Source organism: uncultured Shewanella sp. (assembly GCF_947501665.1).
Taxonomy (GTDB): domain Bacteria; phylum Pseudomonadota; class Gammaproteobacteria; order Enterobacterales; family Shewanellaceae; genus Shewanella.
On record NZ_CANMWS010000020.1, the window covers coordinates 37882 to 50829 of the forward strand.

Sequence of the window (12948 nt, forward strand, 5' to 3'; positions counted from 1 at the left end):
TCTGAACATAATTCAACCAGAAAAGTTCCTCCCCTCTAGCATTAATTAACTAACCAAAAATGGAGTATCATGGAACCCGCTATTCTCATCACCACCCTTATTTGCGGTATGCTTGTTAAGCGTATTGGCCTTCCGCCCCTTATTGGGTATCTTGCTGCGGGTTTTCTACTGTATGTTTTTGGCATCGATGAAAAAAGTTTACCTTTATTACAGTCATTAGCCAGTTTAGGTGTCACTTTATTGTTATTTGCCATCGGGCTTAAGCTGGATCTTCGCAGTCTATTTAAGGCTGAAGTTTGGGCTGGGGCCAGCTTGCATTTAATGGGATCGATGTTATTTTTCATCCCATTACTTAAATTATTAGGCTGGATTGGACTCGAGCAGCTTACCAACTTAGCCTATACCCAAATTGCTTTATTAGCCTTTGCATTAAGTTTTTCCAGTACTATTTTTGCTGTCAAAATTCTTGAAGATAAAGGGGATATGCAGACGCTTTATGGACGAGTCGCCATTGGTATTTTGATCATGCAAGATATTTTTGCAGTGGCTTTTTTAACGATCTCAAAAGGGGCTATTCCTTCTTGGTGGGCACTGGGTTTGTTATTGTTACCTTTAGCAAAACCACTCATTTATCGTATATTTGATAAAGTGGGCCATGGAGAATTATTAGTTCTCTTTGGCTTAGTCATGGCATTGGTCATGGGTGGCTCTTTATTTGAGCTCGTTGGACTAAAACCAGATCTGGGTGCCCTAATCATGGGGGTATTTCTAGCAAACCATAAAAAATCTTCAGAACTTGCTAAATCAATGTTTTATTTTAAAGAAGTCTTCCTGATTGCCTTCTTTTTAACCGTAGGGTTGAATGGCTTACCGAGCCTAAGTGATATCGGTCTTGCCAGCATTTTAGTGATCCTCGTTCCCATTAAAATTGCATTATTTGTATTCTTACTCACTCGCTTTAAATTACGTGCTCGTACCTCTTTACTTACTGCATTAAACTTGAGTAATTACAGTGAGTTTGGACTCATTGTTGCTGCTGTTGCCACTTATAAAGGCTGGTTACCTCCACATTGGATGGTCATTATTGCGGTTGCGATTAGTTTAAGTTTTCTCTTTGCAGCCCCTTTAAATACCCTAGCAAATCGCTTGTATCAGCAAAATCCACGTCGATTACAACGATTAGAACAAGCAGAACTACACCCTGAAGACAAACCTATTCCTGTAGGAAATCCTCGTTTTTTAATTTTGGGAATGGGTCGTATCGGTTCTGGCGCATACGATGAACTCCATGCACTCTATCCCAATCAAGTATTAGGCATAGAGCATAAACAAAAAGCCGTTGATTTTCATAATAAGCAGGGACGAAATGTCTTACAAGGCGATGCTGCCGATGTGGATTTCTGGGAAAAGCTCGACGACGCACCAAATCTAGAGTTAGTCTTATTAGCCATGCCACATCATGCGGGTAATCTATTTGCGGTAGAACAGCTAAAACAATTGAATTACAAGGGTAAATTTAGTGCGATTGTTCGCTATAGTGAAGATGTTGAATCCCTTAAAGGATCGGGTGTGGATAGCGTTTATAACTTATACGAAGTCGCTGGAGTAGGTTTTGCCGAACACGCATTAAATCAAATGAACTCCCCTCAATCCGTCACTCGAGATATAAAATAAATAAAATATGAGTATATGCTTTCTCTCTTTGCAATGATTACAGGGCAACACTGCCACAATGGTAAAGAGAGAAAGTCCTTTAGATTAAATGACACTTCATGCTACTCAACATAAGGGTTAAAATAAAAGCACAAATGCCCTCAAGTTCTGTTGCTATCTCGTCGTGTTATAAAGTATCAGACTTATTTAAAAAATAAAAACATCCCCCAAAGTTGTAAACTTATTGACTATACTCATATTTTAATCATTTATATTTTACTATTGAAATCAATTGCCCTTTGTTGTCATTATTGGGGTAAATTAAGAGACAAAAGAATAATAATATTGTTTTTATATTGCGGGAATGCTCATTATGCCGGATCCAGCTCAACGCGCTAACAAGCTCTTTATCCAAACCTTCGGTACTAAAGCTGACGGTCTCTATTTGGCGCCTGGGCGTATTAACATTATGGGTGAAAATGCCCATTTCAATGAAGGGTTCGTGTTATCAACCGCCATTAATTTTCATACTGTTATTGCGGTAAAACGTAGGAGCGATCAACAATTTAGAGCAGTATCTGATGCCTTTCCTGGCCATATTCAAGAATGGCGATTTGGTAAAGAAGATTGCATGATCCCTGCCGATCCAAAAGCTTGGGTCAATTACTTAAAAGGCTTTAGCGCCTCGATGGCAGCAACAGGACTACCCGCTACAGGAATGGATTTATCCATTGTCAGTAGTGTACCACTAGGTGCTGGACTGTCTTCTTCTGCGGCATTAGAAATTGCATTTGGAACAGCCGTAAACGATATTAATCAATTACATTTATCACCTTTGGCAATTGCTCAAATTGCTCAAAGAGGTGAAAACCAATATGCTGGTTATCATTGTGGTATTGTCGATCAAATGATCAGTGCGATGGGAGAGCAAGACAAAGCTCTACTCATTGACTGTTTTGACTTAGACAGCGAAGCCATCACGATCCCTAAGAGTTTAAGCCTATTAATCGTCAATTCCAATGTTCAACGTCAAGCATTAGAACCTCAATACCAACTCAGAGCACTGCAATGTCAACACGTTGCTAACCATTTTAAACTCAATGCATTAAGTCATTTAACTCTAAAAAGACTTGAGTCTGCTAAAGAAGATTTAGATGATGTTCATTACCGCCGTGCGCGGCACATCGTCACCGAGAACCGCCGTACTCAGCAGGCCGCTTGGGCATTAGAGGCGGGTAATATTAAAAAACTCAGTCAACTCATGGCTCAATCTCATGCATCAATGAGAGATGATTTTGAAATTACTGTCCCAGCTATTGATTACCTTGTAGACATTATTGCTGATGTTGTTGAAGAAAAAGGCGGAGTACGTATGGCCAGCACAGGCTTTGGAGGATGTGTAGTCGCCCTTGTGGATCATCAATACACAGACGCTGTCGTCAACGCCATAGAAAAACACTATTTTAGTCACACCCAATTAGAAGCCAGTATTTATTTATGCTCTGCCAGTGAGGGTGCAAAACGTCTGTCTGATAATTGATATGACGGCTAAAATGATCAAAAAAAGCAGCATCAAAGGCTGCTTTTACGCATTTAAAACGGCTTAATCATACACAAATAAGCAATTAATTTTCAAAATCATCATTAGGCCATTCAGTATCAAACTCACCCTCTAAATTTTCCGTTTCCAATTCTGGCTCTATATCAGCATTATTATCTGGATCCAACTCAATAGCAGGTTCAGTAACTGGTTTAGCTTTCTTCACTGGAGCACTTTTCGGATTATTGGCTTCAACCCATCCGTCATGTTTTTCCATAAACGCTGAACGAGCGGCTTCCCATGCTTTACCGAATTCATTTTTTGCCGCTTTAATCGCATCATCATTTAAATCATGCAGATTGACTTTAACGATATCCTCTGCATATTCAATAATTTGATCTCGGACAGTATTATAAAAATAAATCCGCCCAGCCGATGCTTCAGGAAATTGGCTATCATAAATCAGAACCGTATTACCACGTTCTGTTCTTAACTCACCATACCAAACTTCTTTCTTAGAAATGTTATACATATATGCTAATACCCTTAAATCAACACATACCCGCCACAATAAATTGAACTGAGCCTCTAAGGAACTCACCTCACCTTGAAAACCATGGTTTATATCATGATTTAATAGAGCCTATTTGTAACAGAAATTTTGAGATAATCAATAGGGTATTTAGCAAAGATCTCACTACTGATTATCTAATAATCTGCTGGTACATTCTCTTCTATCGAATTTAGTTGAAAGCATCAATTATTCAAGTTTTAAGTTAGGTCAAATCAATATAATTAACAAACTTACTGTAATAAAAGCACTTAAAACAATAATTAAGTTAACTCTTTAACACACAAACATTTCATTATATCGCTATATGAAACGCTATTATCTTTCCTATAAAAAAAGCGGCCCTAGGCCGCTTTTTTTATTATTTTTTAAAATTTAGAAAGTCGCTATCACTACCGCAGAACAAAGCTCGGTACCTGACTGACAAATTTGATACTCAGCGCTCTCACCTGCATCAGTGAAACGGTCGCGATAACGGCCATCGTTGTTAGTCGTATTCACAAGTTCACCATTGCGATAAATATCAACTAAATCCCCAACAGCACCTTCCCAGCGTAGGTCCACTAACGCGCTACCACGACGTGAAATTTTAGCGCGAGCCACACTTGCTGTTATCTCATTTTCAGCCACAGTCACTGTCATATTGCTTGTATCTGTATTCCCTTCAGCATCTGTCACTGTGAGTTCAACATCATAGCTACCAGACTGAGCATATTCATGAACAGGATTACTATCTGAAGAAGTAACATCATCACCAAATGACCAAGCATAACTGACAATATCATCATCAGCATCGGTACTGGTATTAGTGAAATCAACCATTAGACCTGAAACGCTATATTCAAAACTCGCAGCAGGTGCAGAACTTCCACCTTCTCCAACACCAGAAATCACCATGCCCCAATTGTTAAGTGTACCGGTGTCTGCGCCCACATTATCGTTAACAGACAATGTCCAAGTCCCCATGGCCATTTCACCATTAAAAGCACTTAAATCCCAGCTCTTAACGATATCATCGGCGCTGCCACCTTCACGGTTATGCAATACCGCTTGTGTGCCTGCTGGTGAGGTCAGAGTGACCATCAAATCACCCACCCAAGTGTGTGAAATATTCACATTAGAGTTAACACCAAACACTTGTACATCATCAGCCACTTCAATCGTGCTCACTATGCCGTTAACATCATTATCAGGAATATCCATTGCTTCATCATTAGCATAAGGATAATCTTCTATACCCTGTGGAAGCACAGTTAAAGACACTGACTGACTCTTAGCTAAATCGCCACTAACACCTTCAACAGTAATACTATAATCACCCCAAACCGCATTAGCGTCAGTTGCAACATTGACCATGAAGGTGTCGCCGACCATAACGGTATCAGTTGATAAAGAGACACCCGCCAACTCAGGTGAAACAGAGACACTTAAGGACACTTCTCCATCCCAACCGGCAATACTGCCAACGGTATAATCATAACTTGTGCTAGAGCCTGCTTCGATGATTTGCGTCATAGGTGACACAGCAAACTTAAAGCTAGGATCTGGATCGGCCATTTCTAATGCATTAGCAACGTTAAGGCGTGTTCCCGCCACCGTTTTACCATTTAAATCAGCATTAGCATCACCTGAATCCATCAATAACTGTTTCATTTCAATAGGCGATAAATCAGGGTTCACTGACCAAACAAGGCCTGCAGCCCCAGCCATATGAGGTGTGGCCATTGATGTACCGGAATAGGTAGAATAACCGTTACTTGGCGTTGTTGATAAAATAGCTGAACCTGGTGCGCCCATATCGACGCTGGTTAAGCCCCACTGAGAAAAACTCGACATATTGTCATTACGATCCGTACTGGCAACAGACACTAATGCCTCAGAATCATAGCTTGATGGATAGTGAGGATTAACATCATTATCCACTGCACTGTTACCCGCTGCAGCAAAGAATAAAATGCCTGCATCACCTGCAGCATCGATTGAATCTTTTAATGCTTGGCTAAAACCACCGCCGCCCCAAGAGTTATTGGTCGCTTTGATATTCACGCCATGATTCACTTTTAAGTCTGTCATGTAATCAATACAAGCTATTGCACCTTCTGTAGAACCTGATCCACCAGCATCTAAGAATTGACAACCAATAATACTCACATCCCAGTTAACGCCCACAACACCCACACCATTATTGCCTTTGGCGCCAATCGTGCCAGCAACATGGGTACCATGTCCATTGCCGTCCATAGGATCGCCTGAGTTATTGTTCGCATTAAAACCATGAATATCATCGATAACGCCATTACCGTCATCATCTATGCCGTTACCCGGTATTTCATTAGGGTTAGTCCACATATTGGCTTGAAGATCTTCGTGGTTATAATCAACCCCAGTGTCAATTACACCTATGATTACATTGCTATCACCAGTACTGATATCCCATGCTTCCACTGCATCGATATCGGCATCGGCACTACCGCCATCTTGACCTGTATTATTCATTCCCCATAATGAAACAAAACTGGGATCATCAGGCATGCCTAATGCTTTAATCACATAATTCGGCTCTGCATATTTTACGGCGGGGTGTTGACTGATTATTTTAATGGCTTTTTTAACATCAGCTCCTTCACGTAATGCCAAACGTGCAAGCTTACCCTCAAGTAAACGCGCAAATTTATCATCAATACCATCGGCATTGCGATCTTGCATCGTACCACGCACAAGCCGTTGAGCTGAAAGCCTTTCGGCTGTGGTGGTATTATCTTTATAGACAACAATTAAAGAGTCTTTTACATACTCATGTTCAATCGTATCTTTCGCCATAGCGGGAACAGATGACACAGCAATAGCGCCGGCAATCGCGACAGCAAGAGGAGATAAAGTTTTAAACATAAACTGGCTTCCTATTTAGTTTTTTTACGTTTTTAGAATCCATTTCACTTCCTTGTAACCCTTCGCTTAATAAAGAAAAACGATAGCCTCAAAGCCAAAAAGTGAAAAAGTAAAAAAAGATACATGCTTTACTTAACTTTAAATTAGTAAGCAGGAGAATAGGTACCATGTGAAATCAAGTTTTAAAAGTTTTTTAATTTAGTTTACAACTTTGTTACTAACCATAACTAACTATGTAACTCATGTGAATCTAATATTTGTTGCAATAACCTACTTATAAACAAAGAAATAATGCAAATCAGCACACTAATTACACAATAAATATCAAACGAATAAATAGACTTTCTTCCGATTGCGGCAAATTTATATGCATGTAGATTTATCAATAACTTGGATCATGAGGCATGGGGTCGACCAAGTCTTATGGATAGCTAATAAATGACATAAAAAGAGACAGTCTCTATTTATTTCATAAAACACAAAGGAGTGTTCATTGTCAGCTTTTAAAACCTTGTTATTCGCCACTGTTTTTCAGGTATGCAGTTTCAGCATCAGTGCTGATGAACTCGAAAATATCACAGGGACAAATGAATTACCCGTCACCCTTCAGACACTGCTAGAAAGAAGCGGTCGAGATAACCTCATTCACCTCGCTCAACTCGGAGATATGAATCAAGCTAACTTGATCCAATCTGGTAATGAAAATTATGCAGAGCTTTTGCAAGTAGGATTGGGGAACCAAGCAGATATTGCTCAGCTTGGTGAGCGCAATCAGGTAGAACTCGATCAAATCGGCAACGATAATCAAGCCGCTATCATACAAGTAGGAGACGATAATTTAGTTCAACTTAATCAACTTGGCAGCGCTAATTTCTCAATAGAGCAAGTTGCGGATAATGCCTCTATTTCAATAACACAATATTAATGACATAAAACAGGGAATGCTTATGAAATCAGTAACGAAAAAATCCATTATTTCTCTTGCCGTAGCCGCAGGTTTAGGCTTTAGCGCATCTGCATTAGCCGCATCAGACAATACGGCGCATGTTAACCAAACCACTGCAGCAGCTGGTGCTCCAATGGGTCAAGATGCTTATGTTAAACAAACAGGAACGATGCATATCACCACTGTCGACCAAATCGGTGATGGCCAAACTGCCACTATCAATCAAGATGGTGTATGGGCAGAAGCTTATGTCAATTCTAGAGGTGTTGAAAACAACGTTGATGTCGATCAAGCTGATGACTGGCATATTGCGACAGTCAATCAAGAAGGCAGCAACAATGACACAAGTGTTGCTCAATATGACTTCTTCAACCAAGCAAACATTAGCAGTGTTGGGGATTATAACACAACTGATGTCATGCAAGATGGTTCTCAAAATGATGCACAAATTACCTCTCTAGGTAATGATAACCAAGTCACAGTCAATCAATATGATACATCAAACCAAACACTGATTAACTTAACAGGCGACAATAACTACGCTGATGTCATGCAAAATGGCGTTCAAAATGATGCGACTGTTGAGTATATGGGCACTGCAAATACCGCCATCATTAGCCAAGAGGGCGTCACGAATATCGCTATCTCTCAAGTTGAAGGTGAAGATAACGACGTCCGTATCTCACAAATGGGTGATAACAACCTTGCAGCAATGACAGGTATTGAACGCGGCATGAATGTTGGTAATAACAACGATGCTGAAATATCTCAAGTGGGCAATCAAAACTTAGGCGCAATCCAAGGTGTTGACGGTAATGACAACCACTTCATGATCACTCAAGAAGGTGATGAAAACAAAAGCTCAGTTTACTCTTTAGTCGGTTCCGACAATGAAATCGAAATGGAACAAACTGGTTTTAATAACACCAGCTTCTTAGATTTTGCTAACGGCAACGACAATGATGTTGAAATTGTCCAATCAGGCAGCAATAACATCATTGGCGACACTATGATTGCCGAGCTTCAAGGTGATGATAACAGCTTAGACCTTCATCAAGAAGGTGAAGCCAATGCTGCTGAATTCCAAGTCTTTGGTAATGAAAATGACCTAGATCTTGATCAAGAAGGCACCACAAACTTCGCGACTATTGGTATTTACGGCGATGATAATAATCTTGACCTTAACTCTGATGGTCTAAGCAACACTGTTGTCGCTTTCGCTGATGGTAACAACAACGACATCGAAATTGCTCAAGAAGGCGATACTAACTTTGGTTATGTCGATGTACTCGGTGAGCGTAACGAAGTAGACGTGGAGCAAGATGGTAACGACAACGAAACATTAATCACTGTTATGGGTGAAAGAAACGTTGATGTTGAAGCAACACAATCCGGCGATCTTAACTTAATTGACCTTATCATTGAAGGCGATGAAAACATTGCAATGATGACGCAATCAGGTAACGGTAACTGGATTGGTGGCGATGATAGCTCTGCCTTTGAAGTTATCGGTGAAGGAAACAGCTTAGTCGTTGCTCAAAGTGGTAACGACAACTTAGTATCGGGTTCTCAGTTTGGTACTAACAACAACATTGTTGTGTCTCAAACAGGTGACTTCAACTCTGCGACTGTTATTCAGAACTAATTTGGCTTTCTCTTAAGAGAAAACACCGTTAATGTGGTAACACATACCTAAAAACAGACAGCCTAGGCTGCCTGTTTTTACTCTCAGATCTTCTATCTATTTTTTTCTCTTCATTACTCCCTCGCGATAATCGATTAAAAAACAGACTTTCTTCCGATGCTAAAAATTGTATATGGCTATAGATTTAGTGCTATAAATCTACGTCAATCCATCACAAGGAGTGTGTTGTTAACCTTCAATATTCAGCAATGTTCTAAATTCGTTATATTCAAATCAACCTTCCCCTTAAATAAAGGTTTTTGGGTAAAGCATGAAATAACAAGTACTCTAGATCTATTTATCAAAGTAACAGGTTAATTATTAAATAGTTTATAAAGCTTACTGAATAAAAAGATTAACAATTTAAGGAAGAAAAATGAAAAAACATAAAAAACAATTAATGACTCTAGCAGTCATGGTTACAAGTCTAAGTCTCCATGCCACAGTATTCGCTGCATCTAATAATATGACAAACATCCAACAAGTGACAGATACAACTAACTCAGTCATAGGACAACATGTCGTTGTGGATCAAAAAGGCGATACGCTACACGCAACGGTCAGCCAAGTCGGTGATGGACAAACAGTGAGAATTAAACAGCATGGTATGCATTCATCTGCAACAACGCTCACTCGCGGCCAAAAAAATTGGATTAGCCTCTATCAAGGTGAGGAAGAACACGTTAGTAATATTTTTCAACAAGGTGATAAAAACGTCGATAAAAGCCATCAAAAAGGCTTCAATAATACTAGCCACATCAATACAGAAGGTAATCACAACTACACAATAGCCAGACAAGCAGAGGCATTCAATCAAACCACTATCAATACACTAGGCCAAGAAAACACCACACTTACCGAGCAAATAGGTCTACAAAATGACTTATGGATTAACACTGAAGGTGATGTGAACGATGCTCACATCTTACAAATAGGTGATAACAATATCAACTCTATCCATTTACAAGGAGTTGATAATAGAGTTATCACGAGCCAAGAAGGTAATTCAAATCATTTTTATACCATAAATAATGGTGATAATAATCAAATTATCAGTACGCAAATTGGCAACAGCAATACACAACAAACCCAAGTGTCGGGAGATGAAAATACTCAGATGTTACGCCAAGTCGGAGCTGAGAACCGCCTTGCTTTAGCGACAGAGGGCTCAAATAATCAAATCAACTTTTACTCAAATGGCCAGAGTAATCATATCTTCACCTTCACTCTTGGTGATAATAACCAAGCAGATATTACTCAAACGGGTATCAATAATATCACACAGCTAAACGTATTTGGCGATAACAATACCCACATGGAAATGAACCAAACAGGCGATCTCAATGTTATTGACCTCCTCATAGGTGGTAATGAAAACATGGCAATAGTCACTCAATGGGGTAATAACAATAGCTTAATGGGAATTGACTCCCCCAGATTTGAAGTCTCAGGACATAATAGCACGCTAAACTTGGCGCAAAATGGGCATGATAATACCCTTATGGGTGAGCAGATTGGCGAGCGACACACCTTATTTGTCTCTCAAACTGGTGACATGAACACAGCCATAGTCACTCAACACTAATAAATCTGAACTCGGGTTAAGCGCAAAATCGCTTCCTTTGACTACACTTATCCAAGCGTGCTAATAAAATCTCCGTGCCAGCTCAATTGGGCACGGACATAGCCGCCTAAGGACAGCTCATTAGAGTTCATGTCTATTACTCATGATGTTAATTTGGAGAGCGATATGAAATTTTTACCGATCATCTTTATGTCATTGTTATTTATCAGTCCATTCAGTATGGCTGCACATACCAAAGTGAAAGATCTAAAATGTGAAGACTTTTTACAGGTAGATGATGATCTTGTACCTGTTGTTGTGGGCTACCTCGTCGGAGTTGACGATGCTGGTAATGTGGATGTTGTTGAAGTTGATGAACTCGATAACGTTCAAGTCGACGATGTTGTTGATTTTTGTAAGAATAAGCCTAAAGCAAAAGTCTCTGATGCCGTAAAAGCATCAACTAAAACAGGGTTACTCCCTCAAAAGCCTAACGACACTCATTAAGTTAAAACGAATATAGCAAGCTAATATGGTCTATTGTAAATAAAAAAACACCGCTTAAAGCGGTGTTTTTTTAAAGTACTAGCGACAATTAATCTTCTGCAACAACAGAGATTTTTGCAATCGCTTTAACTTCAGTGTGTAACTGGACTTCAACTTCGAAATCACCAGTGTTGCGTAATGCACCTAGTGGAAGACGAACTTCACTTTTAGCCAATTCAACACCAGCAGCTGTTACTGCATCAGCAATATCACGGTTACCAATTGAACCAAATAGCTTGCCTTCGTCACCCGCTTTAGACGCGATAACAACGCTTTCTAATGCAGCAAGTTTCTCAGCACGAGCATTAGCAGTAGCTAATTCACCCGCTAATTTAGCTTCTAGTTCAGCACGGCGCGCTTCAAATACTTCAGTGTTTGAAGCATTCGCAATAACCGCTTTACCTTGTGGTAAAAGGAAGTTACGTGCGTAACCCGCTTTAACTGAAACTTGGTCACCTAAGTTGCCTAGGTTAGCAATTTTATCAAGTAAAATAACGTTCATTATTTAATTCCTCTAAATGATTGCAGTATTACTGATGTAAATCAGTGTACGGCAGTAGAGAAAGATAACGAGCACGCTTGATAGCGCGAGCTAGTTGACGTTGATATTTAGCATTCGTACCAGTGATACGGCTAGGAACAATTTTACCACTTTCAGTGATATAGTTCTTTAGAGTAACAATATCTTTATAATCGATCTGTGTTACACCTTCAGCGGTGAAACGACAGAATTTGCGACGGCGGAAATAACGTGCCATATGACAGTCTCCTAAGTTTTCAATTCGACATTTTCAGCGTGTAATACCAAGCGAGATTGACCATTTCTACTCTGTTGTTGAGCAATAAAACCGTCCACTTGAATTGCGACGCCAATTTTCAGTTGTTCTGCTAGGTGATTAAACCCTTCTCCACTTAATACCACTTGTATCTGGCAATACACGTTTCTGAGCATTCGTGCTTCAAAACGTTGGGATTTGTGTTCCAACTGCAATACCACATGGGATATGCCTGCTGGACTATCAAATCGCCGACTGCGTGTAATCACACCAGATAAACTCAGCTGGTTAGTGAACACAGAAAAACTTACTCAGCTGTGTTTTCAGCGCTTTCGTTCACTTCTTCAGCAGCAGCTTCTACTGCAGGGCGTTCTTCACGCTCACTGTCATTAGAACGACGAGTATCACGCTCGTCTTTTGCTTTAGCCATTGGAGAGGCTTCAGTGATGGCAGCTTTAGTACGCATAACCATGCTACGCAGAACAGCGTCGTTGAAACGGAAAGCTGTTTCTAATTCTTCAATCGATTCTGCAGTTGTCTCTACGTTCATAAGAACATAGTGAGCTTTGTGCAATTCGATGATTGGGTAAGCCAATTGACGACGGCCCCAATCTTCTAAACGATGAACTTGACCGCCAGCTTGGGTAAAAATACCCGTGTAACGCTCAATCATGCCAGGTACTTGTTCACTCTGATCAGGGTGAACCAAAAATACGATCTCATAATGACGCATTTTTTGCTCCTTACGGTTATCTAGCCTCATTCTTGGTTCAGTCGGC

The 12948-nt window shown here is 40.0% G+C and carries 12 protein-coding genes; 6 read left to right on the plus strand and 6 right to left on the minus strand.

The features are described 5' to 3' along the window. Nucleotides 1-69: 69 nt before the first annotated feature. Nucleotides 70-1674 (plus strand): cation:proton antiporter family protein, encoded by a 1605-nt coding sequence (locus Q0976_RS15900; RefSeq protein WP_299494853.1) that lies wholly within the window; start codon nucleotides 70-72, stop codon nucleotides 1672-1674. A 352-nt stretch (nucleotides 1675-2026) separates the two neighbouring features. Next, nucleotides 2027-3193: a galactokinase gene (gene galK / locus Q0976_RS15905; protein ID WP_299494854.1), complete on the plus strand. Its 1167-nt coding sequence runs from the start codon at nucleotides 2027-2029 to the stop codon at nucleotides 3191-3193. A gap of 85 nt (nucleotides 3194-3278) precedes the next feature. Here galK and Q0976_RS15910 read toward each other — a convergent pair whose 3' ends face one another. Continuing rightward, nucleotides 3279-3725 (minus strand): hypothetical protein, encoded by a 447-nt coding sequence (locus tag Q0976_RS15910; RefSeq protein WP_299494855.1) that lies wholly within the window; start codon nucleotides 3723-3725, stop codon nucleotides 3279-3281. 414 nt (nucleotides 3726-4139) lie between these two features. Further along, a complete protein-coding gene (locus Q0976_RS15915; RefSeq protein WP_299494856.1) occupies nucleotides 4140-6653 on the minus strand; it encodes a S8 family serine peptidase in 2514 nt (837 codons plus the stop codon). 550 nt (nucleotides 6654-7203) lie between these two features. On the opposite strand from Q0976_RS15915, the gene Q0976_RS15920 reads away from it, so the two are divergent. The 4 genes from Q0976_RS15920 (at nucleotide 7204) to Q0976_RS15935 (ending at nucleotide 11354) form a co-directional block, all read left to right on the plus strand. After that, entirely contained in the window at nucleotides 7204-7578 is a 375-nt protein-coding gene (locus Q0976_RS15920; protein WP_299494909.1) for a curlin, read from the plus strand. A 22-nt stretch (nucleotides 7579-7600) separates the two neighbouring features. Further along, entirely contained in the window at nucleotides 7601-9244 is a 1644-nt protein-coding gene (locus Q0976_RS15925) for a curlin (RefSeq protein ID WP_299494857.1), read from the plus strand. Between the two features lie 415 nt (nucleotides 9245-9659). Further along, entirely contained in the window at nucleotides 9660-10868 is a 1209-nt protein-coding gene (locus tag Q0976_RS15930; protein WP_299494858.1) for a hypothetical protein, read from the plus strand. A 165-nt stretch (nucleotides 10869-11033) separates the two neighbouring features. Beyond that, nucleotides 11034-11354, plus strand: a complete 321-nt coding sequence (locus Q0976_RS15935) for an HdeA/HdeB family chaperone (RefSeq protein WP_299494859.1) — start codon at nucleotides 11034-11036, stop codon at nucleotides 11352-11354. Nucleotides 11355-11442: 88 nt separating this feature from the next. Here the strand turns inward: Q0976_RS15935 and rplI are convergent, their stop codons facing one another. From rplI to rpsF, 4 genes are read right to left on the minus strand one after another with little or no spacing between them, the layout of a single operon-like run. Then, nucleotides 11443-11895 carry a 50S ribosomal protein L9 gene (rplI, locus tag Q0976_RS15940; protein WP_299494860.1) on the minus strand — a complete coding sequence of 151 codons (453 nt, stop codon included), beginning with the start codon at nucleotides 11893-11895 and terminating at the stop codon, nucleotides 11443-11445. Nucleotides 11896-11923: 28 nt separating this feature from the next. Further along, complete coding sequence (rpsR, locus tag Q0976_RS15945) at nucleotides 11924-12151, minus strand: 30S ribosomal protein S18 (protein ID WP_248939820.1); 228 nt, start codon at nucleotides 12149-12151, stop codon at nucleotides 11924-11926. Between the two features lie 11 nt (nucleotides 12152-12162). Next, on the minus strand, nucleotides 12163-12468 hold the full coding sequence (gene priB / locus Q0976_RS15950) for a primosomal replication protein N (RefSeq protein WP_299494861.1): 306 nt from the start codon (nucleotides 12466-12468) through the stop codon (nucleotides 12163-12165). A gap of 8 nt (nucleotides 12469-12476) precedes the next feature. Beyond that, nucleotides 12477-12902, minus strand: a complete 426-nt coding sequence (gene rpsF / locus Q0976_RS15955) for a 30S ribosomal protein S6 (RefSeq protein WP_298772898.1) — start codon at nucleotides 12900-12902, stop codon at nucleotides 12477-12479. Nucleotides 12903-12948: the final 46 nt, after the last annotated feature.